Source organism: Streptomyces incanus, assembly GCF_042656345.1.
Taxonomy (GTDB): Bacteria; Actinomycetota; Actinomycetes; order Streptomycetales; family Streptomycetaceae; genus Streptomyces; species Streptomyces incanus.
The window spans coordinates 1-15,795 of record NZ_JBHSPC010000018.1; the positions used below are offsets into that span (position 1 = coordinate 1).

At 67.7% G+C, this 15,795-nt stretch carries 17 protein-coding genes; 4 read left to right on the forward strand and 13 right to left on the reverse strand.

Features of this window, described 5'->3' with window-relative positions:
- Positions 1-194 precede the first annotated feature (194 nt).
- Complete coding sequence (locus tag ACFP2V_RS08085) at positions 195-581, forward strand: hypothetical protein (RefSeq protein ID WP_381207663.1); 387 nt, start codon at positions 195-197, stop codon at positions 579-581.
- A gap of 224 nt (positions 582-805) precedes the next feature.
- Here ACFP2V_RS08085 and ACFP2V_RS08090 read toward each other — a convergent pair whose 3' ends face one another.
- From ACFP2V_RS08090 to ACFP2V_RS08105, 4 genes are all read right to left on the reverse strand, one after another.
- A complete protein-coding gene (locus ACFP2V_RS08090) occupies positions 806-2,188 on the reverse strand; it encodes an MmgE/PrpD family protein (protein WP_381207666.1) in 1,383 nt (460 codons plus the stop codon).
- A 34-nt stretch (positions 2,189-2,222) separates the two neighbouring features.
- Positions 2,223-3,653 (reverse strand): MFS transporter, encoded by a 1,431-nt coding sequence (locus tag ACFP2V_RS08095; RefSeq protein ID WP_381207669.1) that lies wholly within the window; start codon positions 3,651-3,653, stop codon positions 2,223-2,225.
- A gap of 170 nt (positions 3,654-3,823) precedes the next feature.
- The gene (locus tag ACFP2V_RS08100) at positions 3,824-3,964 is read right to left on the reverse strand and encodes a hypothetical protein (RefSeq protein WP_381207672.1); all 141 of its coding nucleotides are present in this window, start codon (positions 3,962-3,964) and stop codon (positions 3,824-3,826) included.
- Positions 3,961-4,359 (reverse strand): hypothetical protein, encoded by a 399-nt coding sequence (locus ACFP2V_RS08105; RefSeq protein ID WP_381207675.1) that lies wholly within the window; start codon positions 4,357-4,359, stop codon positions 3,961-3,963. Before ACFP2V_RS08105 ends, ACFP2V_RS08100 begins: the two co-directional genes overlap by 4 nt.
- Positions 4,360-4,617: 258 nt before the next feature.
- Here ACFP2V_RS08105 and ACFP2V_RS08110 point away from each other — a divergent pair, with 258 nt between their 5' ends.
- The 3 genes from ACFP2V_RS08110 (at position 4,618) to ACFP2V_RS08120 (ending at position 5,765) form a co-directional block, all read left to right on the forward strand.
- Complete coding sequence (locus tag ACFP2V_RS08110; protein WP_206188794.1) at positions 4,618-4,845, forward strand: hypothetical protein; 228 nt, start codon at positions 4,618-4,620, stop codon at positions 4,843-4,845.
- 257 nt (positions 4,846-5,102) lie between these two features.
- Entirely contained in the window at positions 5,103-5,291 is a 189-nt protein-coding gene (locus tag ACFP2V_RS08115) for a hypothetical protein (RefSeq protein ID WP_381207678.1), read from the forward strand.
- Positions 5,292-5,297: 6 nt separating this feature from the next.
- Positions 5,298-5,765, forward strand: coding sequence for a hypothetical protein (locus ACFP2V_RS08120; RefSeq protein WP_381207681.1), 468 nt, complete (start codon positions 5,298-5,300; stop codon positions 5,763-5,765).
- Between the two features lie 9 nt (positions 5,766-5,774).
- On the opposite strand, the gene ACFP2V_RS08125 is transcribed toward ACFP2V_RS08120, so the two are convergent.
- From ACFP2V_RS08125 to ACFP2V_RS08165, 9 genes are all read right to left on the reverse strand, one after another.
- Positions 5,775-6,344: a flavin reductase family protein gene (locus ACFP2V_RS08125; protein WP_381207684.1), complete on the reverse strand. Its 570-nt coding sequence runs from the start codon at positions 6,342-6,344 to the stop codon at positions 5,775-5,777.
- An 82-nt stretch (positions 6,345-6,426) separates the two neighbouring features.
- Positions 6,427-7,437 carry an alpha/beta fold hydrolase gene (locus ACFP2V_RS08130; RefSeq protein ID WP_381207686.1) on the reverse strand — a complete coding sequence of 337 codons (1,011 nt, stop codon included), beginning with the start codon at positions 7,435-7,437 and terminating at the stop codon, positions 6,427-6,429.
- Between the two features lie 10 nt (positions 7,438-7,447).
- Positions 7,448-8,509, reverse strand: a complete 1,062-nt coding sequence (locus tag ACFP2V_RS08135; RefSeq protein ID WP_381207689.1) for an LLM class flavin-dependent oxidoreductase — start codon at positions 8,507-8,509, stop codon at positions 7,448-7,450.
- A gap of 307 nt (positions 8,510-8,816) precedes the next feature.
- Positions 8,817-9,830, reverse strand: coding sequence for an AraC family transcriptional regulator (locus tag ACFP2V_RS08140; RefSeq protein WP_381207692.1), 1,014 nt, complete (start codon positions 9,828-9,830; stop codon positions 8,817-8,819).
- 474 nt (positions 9,831-10,304) lie between these two features.
- Positions 10,305-11,261: an intradiol ring-cleavage dioxygenase gene (locus tag ACFP2V_RS08145; protein WP_145768032.1), complete on the reverse strand. Its 957-nt coding sequence runs from the start codon at positions 11,259-11,261 to the stop codon at positions 10,305-10,307.
- Positions 11,258-12,313: a maleylacetate reductase gene (locus tag ACFP2V_RS08150; RefSeq protein WP_381207696.1), complete on the reverse strand. Its 1,056-nt coding sequence runs from the start codon at positions 12,311-12,313 to the stop codon at positions 11,258-11,260. Before ACFP2V_RS08150 ends, ACFP2V_RS08145 begins: the two co-directional genes overlap by 4 nt.
- 59 nt (positions 12,314-12,372) lie before the next feature.
- Positions 12,373-14,022, reverse strand: a complete 1,650-nt coding sequence (locus ACFP2V_RS08155) for an FAD-dependent monooxygenase (RefSeq protein ID WP_381207699.1) — start codon at positions 14,020-14,022, stop codon at positions 12,373-12,375.
- Positions 14,023-14,037: 15 nt separating this feature from the next.
- Positions 14,038-14,997 (reverse strand): MBL fold metallo-hydrolase, encoded by a 960-nt coding sequence (locus ACFP2V_RS08160; RefSeq protein ID WP_381207702.1) that lies wholly within the window; start codon positions 14,995-14,997, stop codon positions 14,038-14,040.
- Positions 14,998-15,156: 159 nt separating this feature from the next.
- A complete protein-coding gene (locus tag ACFP2V_RS08165; RefSeq protein ID WP_381207704.1) occupies positions 15,157-15,705 on the reverse strand; it encodes a MarR family winged helix-turn-helix transcriptional regulator in 549 nt (182 codons plus the stop codon).
- Positions 15,706-15,795 lie beyond the last annotated feature (90 nt).

The window sequence follows — 15,795 nt, forward strand, 5'->3', positions numbered from 1 at the left end:
GCGCGGTCTGCGCGATCGTGAGATCCGGGTCCGAGTGGAACAGGGCCACGGCGTCGGCCTTGAACTCGGGCGAATAGACCTTCATCACCATAATCGGTCACCCTCTCCCGGCCCCCACCGGGGCCGGAGGTCAGGGTGTCCACCACCCGGGGGGAGGTCCCGTACTGCCTTGCTGACGTCTGCACGCTCGTGGCATGGGCTCCTTCTTCGAGCCCTGTGGCTGCTCCAGGCCCAGCCGGTGCCCGCACGCCTGCACCATCCGGTTTCGCGACGCCCGGGGAAGACAGCGAGAGGAAACCGGGTATCGGACCCAGGACGCGGCGGTCGAAAGGCTGACGGAGCCGTACGCCGACCGGAAGAGGGTTTCCCTCTCGGTGGCGGAGGCGCGCCGGGACCTGGGGCAGCAGACGATGGAGGAGTACGCCCGGACGTGGTTGCCCCGGCAGCGCCAGATGACCGAGTACTCGACCGCAAAAACCCTGGCGAGCCGCTTCAGGGCACAGAGCAACCCGGTGATCGGATCGCGGAAGCCGAATGCGGTGACACTGAACCGCTCCGGGGCACATCAAAGCCTCCACTGATCCCGGAGCGGTTCACCGTGGGCTGCCCCGAGTTACCTGACGTCCGGTCCTGGCCGGGCAGGCGGCTGAGGGGCTGCCCTCCACGTCCGTCAGAAGTCGCGTCACACTCGGCGGATCTTCTACGAAATCAAGGACTGACAGTACCTCGGTCCCGGTACCATGCCCCGGCCGATTCATCGGCCGGGGCATGGTACCGGAGACGACGACTCAAGGAACTTCCGTGCTCAGGCCGTTCTGTCGGCGTCGGCTTCCGGGCTGATCAGGTCCGCGACCAGATCCGTGACGTCGTCGAGTTCCTCGAGGGTCCGCAGAGACCCCATGAGCTTGTCGATCCGACTGTCCGGCAGGGGGGATGCCGCGGCTGCCAGGCAGTCCTGCAACCTGCGGTCGTGATCTTCCTGGGAAAGGGCGTTCTCGGGGAAGCCCGGCGCGATGTCGAGTCGGAAGTGCTGCTCGGAGTCGCCGCTGACGACGATGAGGTCGGCCGCGCTGTGGCCGCGCTCGTCGAGCGCGGAGTCCGCGGTGACGTGTACTCGGGCGGCAAGGTCACCGACCGCCTTCCCGGTCACGGCCGCCGGAGCGAAATGCTCCAGCCGGGAGGAGCCGTTGAGGAATGCGTTGGCGACACAGAATCGAGCGCTGAACTGGCCATTGACCCTCGGGTTGGTGCCGGGTGCGAACGGATGCCCGACCAGCCGGTAGGCGTACGGCGGGAGCACCACGTCGACCCGGTCGATCTGCTCGGCGGAAATTCCCGACCGGCGAGCCTGCAGGGCCAGCTCGGTCACCCCTTGTGTGAGGCCGCAACTGGGGTATTTCTTGAACATCGTCCCCGTCAGCGCATAGTGATCGCCCAGCTCCTCGACGAAGGTGGTTGCGTCGACCTGGCCCCGCCCGTACAGGTGGGTGTACCCGTAGACGCCGTCCAGGAAGTTGTGGGGGCCGGTGAGCCCTCGCAGGGCCCAGAGCGCGCAGGTCACGCCTGCCTCGGCGGCCCAGCCTTGGATGAGTCGCACGGCGAGGGAGCCGTCCACGTTGCTCTGGAAGCTCCCGCCGGCGCGATTGAAGGCCAGGCCGAGGGCCGCCCGTAGCTGGTCTGTCGACAGCCCGAGGATGCGGCCGACCGTTGCGGTGGCGGCGAGCGGGGCGACGACGCCGGTCGGGTCCAAACCGTCGTACAGGGCCTCGGTCAGGTTGAGCCGCGATCCCAGCTCGGCGCCGACCGCGACGGCTGTGACGAACTCCTCTCCGCTGACCCCGCCGCGGAACTCGGCGGCGGCCAAGGCGGCGGGGACCAGTGAGGAGCCGAGGTGGAGGCCTGGTTCCATGGCGTCGCAGTAGTCGAGCGCACGAGCCATGACTCCGTTGAGCAGCGCTGCCGAGGCGGCCGGCAGGCGGTCTCCGTGGACGAGTGAGGTGGCTTGTGGGGCACCACCGTTCTCGAGCAGGAGTCCTCTCAGTTCTCGGCACCCGTCTTCACCGGCTCCGGCCACCGTGGTGCCGAGCACAGTGGTGATCATGGTGCGGACGACGCGTCGGGCTTCGAGGTCGATCTCGTCAAGCCGCGTCGACCGCACGAAGTCGATCAGCTGTTCCGTAGGGGACACCAGGACTCCTCGCTGTGGAGAGTTTGTCGGGCGGTCAGGCCACCGTCGCGACGGACGGCGAACTCGGCCTGTGTTCCTCGGTGATCTCCTCCAGGGACTTGCCTGTGGTCTTGGGGCCGAAGATCCAGACCAGGACGGCCGTGACGACGTAGAGGGTGACGGACAGCAGGACGACGCCTGTGCCTCCGAAGGTGTCCAGGATCGCGATGCCGAGGTAGGGGATCGCGACGGCGCAGAGGCGTCCGGTGCCGTAGCAGAGCCCGATCGCGGTGGTGCGCAGTCTGGTGGGAAAGACCTCCGAGCCGTACATGTTGATGGAACTGGTCTGCACGTTGGAGAGGAACCCGATCGCGAAGCCCGCAGCCATGATCACCAGGCTGCCGATCCCGAAGCCGAAGAAGAGGCCGGCTGCGGCTGTGCCCAAACCGGTGGCGATGCAGACGGTCCGCCTTTCGTACCGCTCGGCGATGAGTGCGGCGGTGAACGCTCCGAGCGGGTATCCGATCGCCATGACAGCCGTGTAGAGCAGGGAGCTCTTCAGGTCGTAGCCCTTGTCGGCCAGCAGGAGCGGGGTGAGCGAGCTGAAGCCGTAGTAGGCGAGAACGTTGAGCGTCCACAGTGCGCCGGCGGCGATCATGGCTCTGCGAGCGCCGCGTTTGAAGAGGTCGGAGACCCGTGCTCGGTCCTCGCCCTGGTGCGCGGGTGCCTGGGACACGGTGACCGGCACGGGCGGAAGCGGCTTTCCGGTGCTCTCGGCGATCTCCTTCTCGATTTTGGTGATCAGCGCGTCGGCCTCGTCGAGGCGACCGACCGAGGCGAGCCAGCGGGGCGACTCGGGCAGACCACGGCGGAACCAGAGCAGGGCGAGGACGCCGCTGGAACCGATCACCAGCAGCCAGCGCCACCCGTCGATGAGGAAGTGACTCCCCGCAAGGGGGGCTCCGATGAGGGTGATCACCGGGTAGGCGAGGAAGGCCATGGTGAAGGCGTAGCCGATGTGGCGGCCTCGACGCTTCGGCGGGATGAACTCCGCGAGGTACGCCGGGATGAGGGCGGCCTCCGCGCCGGCGCCGATGCCGGCGATGAAGCGGCAGGCGACCAGCACCCAGAGGTTGGGGGCGAACGCGGCGACCAGGCTGAAGAACAGGTAGATGGTCAGGTTGATGAGGAACATGCGCCGTCGGCCGATTCGGTCGGCGAGGCGCCCCAGGGTCAGGGCGCCGAAGAACATGCCCAGGAACACCGAAGCGATGAGGCTGGCGGTTTCGAAGCTGTTGAGCTGCCACAGCGGGCCGAGGACCGCGGCGAGCACTCCGCCGAGGAAGACCTCGTAGTACTCGTAGAAGGCGCCGATCCCGACCAGCACGGTGAGTTTCCAGTGCCACCGGCCGACCGGCAGACGGTCGAGCCGCGCGGCCGGCGACGGTGCATCGGGAGCACCCGTGGCATGTGGGGTAGCAGTCACTGTGCGGCCTTTCAGGAGGAGGGGGACGCCGGTCTGCTTGACCGAGGGGTGGTGGGTGACGTGATGCCCCACCACCCTTCGGCGTGATCGTCGTCACCGATGGGCATCACTGTGACCCGGAATGCATTTCAGTGACATGTCGATTGCAGGTGACGTTCAACAGCTCGGTGTCAGACCCGGAATGAGGTCGGCCGGGGCGGCTGCGCAAGCGCGGTGACAGCGGCTCCGAGGCCCCGGGTGAGGGCGGCGTTCACCTCGACCGCGGTGGGACCGGTGAGTGTGGCGGCCAGGTGGGCGTCGGGGCGGATCACCCACACCTCGTCGGGCTTGATGCCCAGCGTCGCGGCGGTGCCCTCGGCCAGGTCCGCGCTGCGGTGCACGGGCACGGGCACGGCACGGCCCAGGTCGAGCAGCTCCTGATGCAGCGTGTCACGACGAGCGGCTGGCCGGCGATCCGCTCGTCGAGCACCTGCTCGGTGCGGGTCTGGGAGATGTTGACGAACGGCGGAAAGACGCTGCCGTCGTCGGTGTACTCGGTGCAGAAGAGTTCGTGCTCGCGGTAGAACGTGCGAGAGCGGTTCCAGGTCAGGCCCTCCTGAGTGATCTGCCGTCCGGCTCCGTCGAGGGTGTCCCAGATGTCGAGGATGTCGCGCTGCTGGGCGATCGCCTTGGAACCGACCGGATCGCGCTCGGGACGTTGGTCCAACACGATGGTGGACAGACCCGTTCGCTGTGCAGACCCCTTTGCCGCTGCCGACACCGAGCAGAAGGGCGCGATCGTCACGGCAGCGGTCTCGGCCGGACTGATGTGGCGCTGCCCGAAGTGGCGGCGGACGAACCCCCGTGCCGCGACGAGCTGAGAGGGCCCCTGACGGCTGCCGCACCGCCGGCCAGCCAGCCAGCCGGAAAGCACGCAGGTGGCCGCTCTGCTCCCAGGGCAGTTCCCCGCGTTGGAGGGACCGCGATGATCAGCACGTACCCTCCCGCACCCCAGCACCTTCGGGCTGCGTGCCTGCATCCCGACGGCCATCTCATAGGAAACGTCAGCGCCGCGACGCTCCAGGTCTACCTGGACGACGACCTGGTCTACCGCAACGACGGCGACCGCTACCGGCTGCCTCCGGGGACCGCCCAGAAGAAGTGGCGTCGGACCGTACTTCATCACCGGCGCGGGGAGGCCGCGCGATCCTGAGCGACGCCCAGCGGGCCGCCGTCGGCTGGCCGACCAGCGCCTCCCTGGTCCGGCTCAGCCTCGTCGAGTACCGGGACGCCGCCGGCAATCCCCCTACCATCAACGGCGACGACGGCCGCACCGGCCCCAGCATCGCCCCCACCTCACCACCGCTGGCAGCTCATAGGCACCCTCATGACTTCGCTCATCCTGTTTGACCACCACCTCGACGAGACCCCGCACCCACCTCGCCGACGCCCTCCCGCACCCCGGCGGACGTGGTAGCCGCGGACACGTTGGCAGCCTTCCGCGCAGCTCCGCACAAGTCGCTCTCCTACGGCCTCGGCCTCGACTCGACAGCCCTACTTCTGACAATCCTCGACGATCCCGCCAGCTTCGGCATCGCCGAGGACTTCTCCGAGCTGTCCGTGGTGACCGGTTTGACCGCTTCGAGATTCCCGACATGATCGCCGATGTCCAGGACCACGTGCTGCCCCGGCTCCGGCAGAAGGGTCGTCCGGTACGCGCAGGTCGCCCGCGCCGGGCGTCGGGAGGGAATCGGCGTCGAGGTCGTGTCCGACACCACGAATCCCGGGAAGGTGTTCAGCCGCGGCCAATGGACGCTCATGGGCGAGCTGGAGGCCAACGGCACGGTCCCCCAATACGCCGGCGGTCACCGGTGCAGCTTAAAATTCAAGGCCTCCCATATTGATCGCTTCCAGCTCGACCAGGCCGGCGGCCAGACGGCCGGCAAGCTCTTCGGCTGCAACGCCGACGAGTACAAGCGGGCGGCCGAAGCCAATAAGCACCAGGCCCGCCGCGCCAAGAAGGCCGGCACCCGGACCTCGGCGGTCGTTCGCAAGGTGACCGTCCCGCCAGGTCCAGCACGGCGTTCGCCGCAGTGGAGACAACGGGGCCCGCGACCGAGACGGGGCTCGTGATGGCTCGTCCTACGAGCACACGGGCGGAAACAACGCCGCACCACCTTCACTGACCAACAGCAACGGGAGTCCCTGAGCAGTGCGGCCGTGGGAGTTGGCCAGTCGTCCCATCTCACTGTGGTGAAACACGAGGGGCAGCCGTGCGCGGTCCGCCCGCAGCGCCTCGATTTTGAGCAAGACAATCACGTGGTCGCCGGCGTCGATCTCCTGGTAGACCGAGCAGTCGAACACGGCCGCGGCACCGTCGATGAATATCGCACCCTCGACGGTCCTCTTCCACCCAACATCGCGGAACCTGTCGCCCCGTCCCGCGAGGGCTCGGCAGGCCGCCGCCTGGTCCTCGGCGAAAATACTGATGCCCAACCGGGGCAGGTCCCGCAGGAAGGGCCACGTCGACGACGTCTTCTGCACGCAGACCGACACCAGGGCGGGGTCGAGGGAGACCGAGGTGAAGGAGCTCACGGCCATGCCAGCAGGCTCGTCCTCGATGCAGCCGCACACAGCCACGACACCGCTGGGGAAGCAGGCGAAGGCATGTCGCAGTTCGGTCGGGTCGGCCGACAACGGGCGCAAGTTCATAGGGATGTGTCCTTCATGGATTCACGGCCCGGCGTGACGGCGTCACGCCGGACGGGGCGGTCGACGCGTGGTCGAGGAAGGCCTAGGGCGTGAGAACGACGTGCTCGCTGACCCACGCGATGACGGCGTCAAGCACCTGGTCGTTGTTGCGTTCAAGCATCATGAGATGGCCGTTGCCGTGGATCCCGAGGTCACCAAGTCGAAGGTGGTCGACGTTCTCGCACCCGGCTTGGCGCAGGAAGGCGACAGTGCCGGCGTCCATGGGCCCGGCGAAGGACTGCTCGCCGGTGACGATCGCGATCGGCGTGTCGGTGAGGCCCGGCAGGCGACGGGGTGGGGCGGCTTGCAGTCGCATCGGAGGCTCCGAGTCGGTGGCCTGGACGTTGATCAGGTCGATTGCGGCGGCCAACGGTGCCGGGTCGTAGTTCATCCGGCAGGCGGCGAGCCCCCACGGCAGCGGGAACGGCCCGCTCGGACCCAGCGGCTCCAGTGCCACAATGGCCCGCACAAGGTCGGGCCGTTCGTCGGCCATCAGCCATCCAGCCGGGCCGCCGGCGGAGTTGGTGATGATGATGGCCGGACCGATCCGATCCAGGAGCTCCGCTCCTCGCCTCCGCATCAGCTCGTGGTCGTGCGCAAGGTCGGGCATTGGTCCTTGGGAGGCCAGGAGCTGGGCGAGTGCGGGGTCGTCCGCGAGGCCGGTGCCTGGCCATTGGGTGTGCTCGGGGTTGTTCGCTCCGGCGAACATGACGCCGAGCGTCTCCACCGAGGAGGGCATCGGCGAGGGGCCGGTGATAGCGGGACGGACCGGGGAACGGCCCTGTCCCGGGCGGTCGAGGGTGTAGACGGAGAAGCCGCGCTGGAGCAGGAGCGTCCGCCAGCCGGGTCGGCCATCGGGAGTCGACATCCAGTCCAGGCCCTGGCCCCCACCACCGTGGATCAGGACGACCGGGTAAGCCTGCGTCTGCTCCTCCGGCACCTGGAAGTCGACAAAGAGTTGCGTGCCGTCGACAAGCGTCTGGCCCTCGCTCTCCTGGTACGTGACGCCGACCCAGAAATACCCCTGCTGGGCGAGGCGCACAGCGCTCGTCACGGGCTTGGACTCAGCCTGCATTGCGCGCTCGCAGGACAGGCATGACCTCCTGCGCGAACAGGCGGGTCTGGTCGGGGGTGAAGGTCTCGATGAGCAGGCGGCGCGCGCCGGTTGCGTCGAGTGCCTCCTGGAGCTGGTCGATGATCTGGTCCGGCGTGCCGACTACCGTGAGTGCAGGGCGGTCCTTCTTCTTGTCAATCGCGAACTCGCCGTCGCTCTTGGGGACCGAGCGGCCGTTGGAGGCGTAGTGCGCCATGAACTGATTGAACGTGTTGGCGAAGACGTCACAGTTGGCTTCAGCCTCGGCCTCGGTCTCGCCGATCGCGATGAAGCGCTCCACCATCATGTTGGCCGCTGATCGATCGTGACCGTGCTTCTTGGAGACCTGGAGGTAGTAGTCAAGCGCCTCCTTGTGGGACTGGTCGGTGCCGAAGTTGCGCATCACGCTCCAGCCGTACCCGCCGGCGACCGCCATGCTTTCGAGGCTGCCGGATGCCAGCCAGATCGGGAAATCCTCCTGGAGCGGGCGGGTGGCGATCGTGGTCGGCCTCGTGACCTTGAAGTACTTGCCATCGAAGGTGACGTCGTGCTCGCTGAGCAGGAGTCGGACGAGCTCGAGGGACTCCAGCCATGCCTCCTTGAGATCCGCTTCGCTGAGGTCGCGCCCCAGCGCGATGCGTGCCTCGCCCGGCGCGCCTCGTCCGATGCCCAGCTCGAACCGACCGCCGCTGAGCAGGTCGAGGGTGCCGGCCTCCTCGGCCACCCGAATGGGGTTGTACAGCGGCAGGATCGTGACTGCCGTGCCGAGGCGGATCGTGCTGGTCTTCACGGCCGCCGCCGCGATCAGCAGGTGCGGCGAGGGACAGGTCATCAGTGGCGCGTGGTGCTCGGTGACGGTCAGACCATCGAATCCGAGCTCTTCGGCGAGCTGGGCGAACTCGACGAAGTCGTCGATCTGCCGCTTCTGCCAGGTGGGGTTGTGCACATCCGGCACCCGGTCGGTGGTGTGCAGACCTAGACCGTACTGGTGTACGAACTTGATGCCGTTCATGTCGTCGCTGATGGCGCCCATCGATTGTGCTCCATTGTTTCTGGGATGTGTTGGGTGTCTCACGCTAGGAGGGTCTGGACGAACCTCCGATCCGCGTTGCGACGTGCCGATCCGTAATGCGACCCCAGTTGTGGGGGCGATGACACTGCCCGTGGGCCGGAACACAGTGGACTTGCCAGGGACAAGACCGCAGGACCTGCCCTGGTCAGGGCAGGTCCTGCGGTCTTGTCCCTACGACTTGCTGCCTGCTGATCAGCAGAGCGGCTCCGCGGTCCCCCATGCGACTCACCCGCTCAGTACGCACTGCCGCGCATGCGCGGGGGCTGTCCTACCGGGTCGCAGACTCACGCAGAGTCACCAACGGCGGGACGCCATAGCGCTCCCGGTATGCGCCGGCGAAGCGAGGCACGTGGGTGAAACCCGAGCGGTAAGCGATCTCGGCGACCGTCTTCCCCGCCCCCGCAGCCAGGTCGTTGTGCGCATGCTCCAACCGAACCCGTTGCACGTATTCTCGCGGCGACAGGCCGACGTACTCGCGGAAATGTCGCTGCAGAGCCCGCGCGCTAACCCCCGCCACCGAGCAGAGCCGACTCAACGACAGATCGCCGGCAGGCTCTTGCTCGATGAGTTCGACCGCGCGCTTCAGTGACTGGGGGCGAAATCCATTGACCTGCCCTTGGTTGAGCCACTCCGAGTAGTTGTTCGGCTGGGCCAACAGCAGCCCCGTCATGAGGAAGTCTGGCCACGGGTTGGCTTCTGCTCCTACGGCGCTGAGGCCTGAGGCTTCATCCAAATCCTCCAGCAGCACCTTGACCCCCCTGACCCAGGATGCGAGGACGGGTCGGGTCAGGTCCATGTCTATCTGGAACCGGATCGGCTTGGTGACCGGCCTGTCGAGCATCCGTTCGAGGTTCCGGTCCAGGGCGAAACGCTCGATGCTGACGTGCACTTGCGCGTACCCGTCGCTGAGGTGCATGCCGGCGACCATCTGCGGCGACAGAATCACCGCTCGCGTGGCCGAGCAGAGCGCCTGCTCATTGGCTACGGTCACCTGGTTGGTGCCTGCAAGCGCGAAGCTCACGACGTAGTTGGACTCTTGCCGAGTGAAATCGACGGCCAACTCGCTGCCGACGGTGTGGGCGTAGACGAGCTTCACTGGTCCGAGCGTGGTCGCCGAAAGCGACGCTCGCGTGATGGCGGCAAGTTGACGGCGAGGCGTCTTGAACTTGCATTCGGTGAGCCAAACCGGGGCGCTCGCCTCGAGGGCCTCCAGCTCGGCGTCTTCCATCACGCTGAATCGGCGTAGCGGTGTCCTTGTCAGCAATCCTGCCCTGGTCGCCATTGGCAATGCTCACCTCTTCCGCCAACGCTCGGAGCCCGATCGTCAACGCTTGTATGACATGCATCGTAGAATAGCAAGGGCTTGTGGTCGTGTCGCGGGATCAAGGGTGCCTCGTGTGCCGAGGGCCTGGAGGCGCGAGGCGCTCAAACAACGGCCTACATCCTTCATCCACGCTGTGACGCACGCGTTGCAGATCGGACGCCGGCCGACCAGTGCAGGGACACGGGCGTTGACGTGGACCCACAGGAACACCACGTCGCCAACCGAACTGGCACCGACCTCCGTCGAGGACATGTCGAGGTATTCCATCGCTCAGTTTGACAAGGCATTCGGTTTTGGTGTCCCACAAGCCTCTGGTGAGTCTGTAGCGCAGGCCGGCGTGAAGTAGGTCTGTCAGCGCATAGATGTCGCCCGCGGCTATTGCGGCACAACGAGCGGCTTCGGCGATTCGGACCTCGGTGAGGGAAGGAGCGTTCACGACCCAGTGGGGGCAAGGACGATGTCGAACCGGGTGCGGGTCCAGGTGCCCTCGACAACCCGTCCGTCAGGTGTGGGCGTGCCGGCCGACTGCTCGACGAAGTCCTTGATGAGGGACTCCTTGACCCCGAAGACGCTGTCCTTGTCGAGCAGATCGTCACCGGCGACGAAGATGTGGGTGACCAGCCGGCGGCACCCAGGTGCGGTGACCATGAAGTGGAGGTGGCTCGCCCGGTACGGCGAGCGACCGACGGCCTGCAACATCTTGCCCACCGGGCCGTCATACGGGATCGGGTACGGCGTCGGCGTGCCGCCCCAGAAGCGATAGGCGCCGTTCTCGTCGGCGAACAGGTGGGCGCGGGCGGCGACCCGGCCGTCCGCATACTGGACGTCATACAGGCCGTCCGCGTCGGCCTCCCACACTTCGATCCGAGCGCCGGGGAGGCGGTTGCCCTCGGTGTCGGTGACGGTGCCCTCAACCCAGCACGGCTGGCCGGCGGCTCCGAAGGACATGTCCTCGCCGTTCTGAATTTCCGGGGAACCCTCGACGAAGAACGGGCCCCACACGGTTGACTCGGTGGCGTCCTTGTACGCCTCGTTGTTGATCGCGATGGTCTGCATCGAGGCGCCCAAGGTGTCGGAGAGCAGAATGAACTCCTGGCGCTTGTCGTCAGTGATGTGCCCGACCGCGGTGAGGAACTTGATCGCTTCGCCCCACTCCTCCTCGGTCAACCGCACGTCGCGCAGGAACGCATGCAGGTGCTCTACCAGCGAAACCATGACTCGCTTCAGGCGCGGATCTGCACAGCCGTCGAAGGAGCGGATCACGCGCTGAAGTACGTCCTCCTCAATCTCCGCCTGGCGCGCTTTGACTGGCCGGCACGGGGTCTGTTGTTCGGCCTCGGCGTATTCGATCCGCTGGACAGCAAGGTTTTGGGCGTCGGTCGGGCTCATGCGGGTTCGCTTCCTTCCCAAGCCGCCCGCAGAAGGGCGGTGACGTTCTCGTGAGTGACTGGGGTCGGGTTGTTGACCGGGATCGCTCTGAGGAGCGGCGCAACCGCCTTCTCGATCCCGCTCTCCGGCATGCCGAAGTCCTTGAGCGCCCTTGGTGCGTCGAGGGTCTTGCGCAACGCGGCGAGGCCCGCAGTGGCGGTCGGCGACCCAAATGCGGTCGCGATCCGGACATCAGCGTCAGCTGCGTTGGGTGAGTTGAAGGCCAGGACATACGGGAGTACGACAGCGTGCGTCTGTGCGTGCGGCAGGTTGAACATCCCACCCAGCACATGACAGATCTTGTGATGCATCCCCGACCCCGCGGAGGCGAAGGCGACCGCGGCCAGGTAGGCGCCGTAGAGCGTCTGCTCGATCCCCGCCATGCTCGCCGGGTCAGCTGCCACCACCGGCAGCCCCTCCGCCAGGCCGCGAATGCCCTCCTGCGCCAACGCCCGATCGATCGGGTCCGACCGCGGCCCCCACATCGAGTCCACACAATGCGCCATCGCGTTGAGCCCACTGGCCACAGTCATCTTTCCCGGCAGGCTGGTCAACAGCGAGGCGTCGTAGACGATCGAGGCCGGCAAAACCTTGTTGTCCACACCGGTGGTCTTCGTCTCACCCTCGGTCAGGCCCCACACGCTGGTCGCCTCACTCCCGGCGTACGTCGTGGGAACGGCAATGATCGGCAGACCGGTTGTCATGGCCACCGCTTTCGCCAAGCCCGTTGTCGATCCGCCGCCAACCGACACCAGGACATCAGCTCCCGAGGTCTCTGCGGCCTCGCGTGCCCGGACAGCCACCTCGACAGGCACATGCATCACGACGTCCTCGTGCCGGAGCACGACCGGGAGCTTCTTCGCGATCGGGTCGACCAAGCCGGCTTCCCGCCCGGAGGCGATGAGCATGACCCTGCTGCATTTCAGTGCCGCCACCTCCGCCGCTACGGCCTCTGCGGCCGAGCCGGCGGCGAAGACGACACGCTGCGGCAGCGTCTCGTGAGTGAAGTTCATCAGTTTCTTTGGCTTCCTTCTTGTTTTGCGTCGTCCTTATGGCGTTCAACAGCTCGGTGTCAGGCCCGGGAGGATGTCGGCCGGGGTGACTGCGGAAACGCGGTGACAGCGGCTCCGAGGCCCCGGGTGAGGGCGGCGTTCACCTCGACCGCGGTGGGACCGGTGAGTGTGGCGGCCAGATGGGCGTCGGGGCGGATCACCCACACCTCATCGGGCTTGATGCCAAGCCTCGCGGCGCCGCCCTCGGCCAGGTCCGCGCTCCGGTGCACAGGCACGGCACGGCCCAGGTCGAGCAGCTCCCGGTGCAGCGCGGCGGCGTCCACCCCGTCGCCGGTGACCACCGTGAAACGCCTGCGCGCCAGCAGTCGCAGGCGCGTAGCCCTGGCCGTGGCGGGATCGGCGACCGGGATGTCAGGTACCAGTACGCCAGGTCCGGGTGCCGGCACGGATCCCTTCGGCGGGCGACCGGCGAAGGGGCGCGCAGGGTCGGTGGTGGTCAGTGGCGAGTCGACGTACCAGAACGGCTCTGCCAGCCGCCCCGAGTCCACCTCCGCCCGGGCGGCCGGATCCGCCACCGCACGCTCCAGCACGTCGAGCCGCCGGGCCTGTTCCGTGGGGGTCTGGGGCACCAGGAACTCCATCGTGGCTCCCGTGATCGCGAGATTCTCCAGGGCCGCGGCGTGCCGCTCGTGGTGATAGCTGTCCAGCAGGCCCTCCCCAGCCATGCCGTGCAGGACCGCGGCGACCTTCCATGCGGCGTTCTCGGCGTCCTGCACCCCCGAGTTCAAGCCCCGGCCGCCGAACGGGGAGACCAGATGGGCGGCGTCGCCCGCCAGGAGCACCCGCCCCACCCGGAACCGGTCGGCGACCCGGGAGTGGAACCGGTAGACCGACTTCCAGACGATCCGATACGCATGGTCGCCGATCACAGCCCGGATCCGGCGGTCGAGCCGGCCGTCGCTCTCCTCGGCCGCCATGTCGAAGTCTTCGGGCACCTGCCAGTCGATCCGGTACGTCGAATCGGGGCAGGGGTGGATCAGCACCTGGCGCCCGGGGTTCCACTCCGGGTCGAAGTAGAAGCGCCGCTCCCGTTCCCAGCCGGGCAGATCGGCTTGGATGTCGCAGATGAGGAACTGGTCGCCGAAGGTGCGGCCGCCGAACCCCACTCCGAGGTGGTCGCGCAGGTCGTGCCCGCGGGCGCCCACGCAGGCCAGCACGTAGGCGGCGTGGACCGTGACGTTCCCGTCGGCGGTCTCACAGAGCAGCTCGACGTGGTCCTGATGCTGGATCAGGTCGGTGACCCGGTGTCCCCAGCGCGCCTCGATGAGCGGCTGGTTGGCCATGCGTTCGTCGAGCACCTGCTCGGTGCGGGTCTGGGAGATGTTGACGAACGGCGGAAAGACGCTGCCGTCGTCGGTGTACTCGGTGCAGAAGAGTTCGTGCTCACGGTAGAAGGTGCGAGAGCGGTTCCAGGTCAGGCCCTCCTGAGTGATCTGTCGGCCGGCTCCGTCGAGGGTGTCCCAGATGTCGAGGATGTCGCGCTGCTGGGCGATCGCCTTGGAGCCGACCGGATCGCGCTCGGGACGCTGGTCCAACACGATGGTGGACAGACCCCAGTGGGCCAGGAGCAGGGCGGCGGTCTGGCCGACCGGGCCGTTGCCGATGACGACGACGGGGGCGTCGATCCGGCTTCTTTCGGTGGTGGTCATGGTGTCGTCACGTCCTCAGTGCTGCAGTTGGGCCCAGACCTCACGGTCGCGCTCCGCGGTCCAGATCGTCGGGTGCTCGCTTCCCGAGAGCTCCTCCCAGAGCCGGGCGACGTCGAAGGGCAGGCAGTGCTCGAAGATCGGCCAGCCGCCGTACTGCGGCTCGAGTGCGCCGTGGGCGGCCTCGAAGGCCTCCTTGAGGCCGCCTCCCCGGGCCTGGACGCCCTGGACGGTGTCGATCAACGTGGTGAGGAAACCCCGCGTCTGGGCGATCGCCGCCGAGACCTCGTCCCGGCCCCGGGCGATGACGCCCCGGCCGCCCACCAGCACCTCCGCGCCCAGGGCCGCGACCCGGTCGAGGGTGTCGGTGGCCCATTCCCGGTGGTAGGCGTCACCGGTGTACAGCGCGGCCTGGGTCTCGACCAGGTCGCCCGCGAACAGCACCTTGTGGCGCGGGAGCCAGGCGACGATGTCACCGGACGTGTGCCCCCGGCCGAGGAAGAGGAGTTGCAGCTCGCCCCGGTCGCCGCCGAGGTCGATGGACAGCCCGTCGGTGAAGGTGACATCCGGCCGGGTGAGTCCGGGGATGGAGTCGGGGTCCTCGAAGAGCACCGGGAAGCGTCCCTGCTCGGAGTCCCAGTCCTGCTTGCCGCGCTCCTCGATCAACGCCTTGGTCTGGGCGTGGGCGATGATCACGTCGGGCTCGAAGGCGCTCGCTCCGAGGACGCGGGCCGCGTGGTAGTGCGACAGGACCAGGTGGCGCACCGGCTTGTCGGTGTGCTCCCGCACCATCGCCAGGGTCCTGCGGGCGACGGTCGGTGTGGCGAGTGCCTCGAAGCAGACGAGGAAGTCCTCTCCCTCGACGGCGCCGAAGTTGGGGTCGCCCTCGGCGGTGACGGCGTAGACGCCGTCGGCGAGTACTTCCAGGGTCTGCTGCTTGACCCTGGTCTCACCGGTGGAAGCGAACGGCTTGGACATGGCGGCTCCAGCGCGTAGAGGTCATGAGGTCCGGAAGGTCATAAAACCTTTGATGACCTTGGATGGGAAGACCGTAGGGGGAAGCGTCACGTCCGGCAAGGGGCTTCGGAGAGCTTTTCGCCGGCGCCTCGTCGCCGGGACGCGTCGCGGCAGGGCGGGTCAGTCGGCGCGGCGACGTACTTCGAGGTCGTCGGCGGCTGCGAGCAGCTTGCCGAGAGCGCTCACGACCGCGGCACGCTCCTCGGGGGTCAGGAGCCGCGCCCACAGCCGTTCGCGGTCGTTGTGGGCGCGGTAGACCTCTCGAACCCGCTGTTCGCCCTCGGCGGTGAGCGCATAGGTGATCAACCGGCCGTCGTCGGGCCGGGGGGCACGGGTGAGCAGTCCATGGCGTTCGAGGGTCTTGGACAGCGTCGAGGTGCTCTGCCGGCTCATGCCGGAGAGGCGGGCCGCGTGCCGGGCTTCGAGCGGCCCCGAGACCCAGAGCACGTACAGCAGGCGGAAGCCCGACCAGCTCCACCCGGCGGGCCGGTGGACGGTCGACTCCAGGTCGTAGACGACTGTGCCCGCCGCGCGGTGGAGAGTGAGCACCAGCGATGCGGCCTCGAGATCGGCGTCGTCGACGAGCTCGCTGGTGCGCCCGTGGGCGTACTCGGCGAAGGACTGGAAGTCCAGGTCGGTGACGTCGGGCTCCGGCTTCTGGGGCATCATGTGCCCAGCATCGCAGAGCCCACGACCGCGCCCGGGTGCGGCCAGGTGGGATCTCGGCCTCGCCGGCTCTCCGGCAAGGGCGGATCGGGA

Bases quoted from the DNA above. Each gene is read 5' to 3' on its own strand.
- ACFP2V_RS08165 (WP_381207704.1), bottom strand. From the start codon at position 15,705: ATGATGCCCCAGAAGCCGGAGCCCGACGTCACCGACCTGGACTTCCAG.
- ACFP2V_RS08110 (WP_206188794.1), top strand. From the start codon at position 4,618: ATGATCAGCACGTACCCTCCCGCACCCCAGCACCTTCGGGCTGCGTGC.
- ACFP2V_RS08120 (WP_381207681.1), top strand. From the start codon at position 5,298: ATGTCCAGGACCACGTGCTGCCCCGGCTCCGGCAGAAGGGTCGTCCGG.
- ACFP2V_RS08145 (WP_145768032.1), bottom strand. From the start codon at position 11,261: ATGAGCCCGACCGACGCCCAAAACCTTGCTGTCCAGCGGATCGAATAC.
- ACFP2V_RS08125 (WP_381207684.1), bottom strand. From the start codon at position 6,344: ATGAACTTGCGCCCGTTGTCGGCCGACCCGACCGAACTGCGACATGCC.
- ACFP2V_RS08150 (WP_381207696.1), bottom strand. From the start codon at position 12,313: ATGAACTTCACTCACGAGACGCTGCCGCAGCGTGTCGTCTTCGCCGCC.
- ACFP2V_RS08135 (WP_381207689.1), bottom strand. From the start codon at position 8,509: ATGGGCGCCATCAGCGACGACATGAACGGCATCAAGTTCGTACACCAG.
- ACFP2V_RS08160 (WP_381207702.1), bottom strand. From the start codon at position 14,997: ATGTCCAAGCCGTTCGCTTCCACCGGTGAGACCAGGGTCAAGCAGCAG.
- ACFP2V_RS08155 (WP_381207699.1), bottom strand. From the start codon at position 14,022: ATGACCACCACCGAAAGAAGCCGGATCGACGCCCCCGTCGTCGTCATC.
- ACFP2V_RS08085 (WP_381207663.1), top strand. From the start codon at position 195: ATGGGCTCCTTCTTCGAGCCCTGTGGCTGCTCCAGGCCCAGCCGGTGC.
- ACFP2V_RS08140 (WP_381207692.1), bottom strand. From the start codon at position 9,830: ATGGCGACCAGGGCAGGATTGCTGACAAGGACACCGCTACGCCGATTC.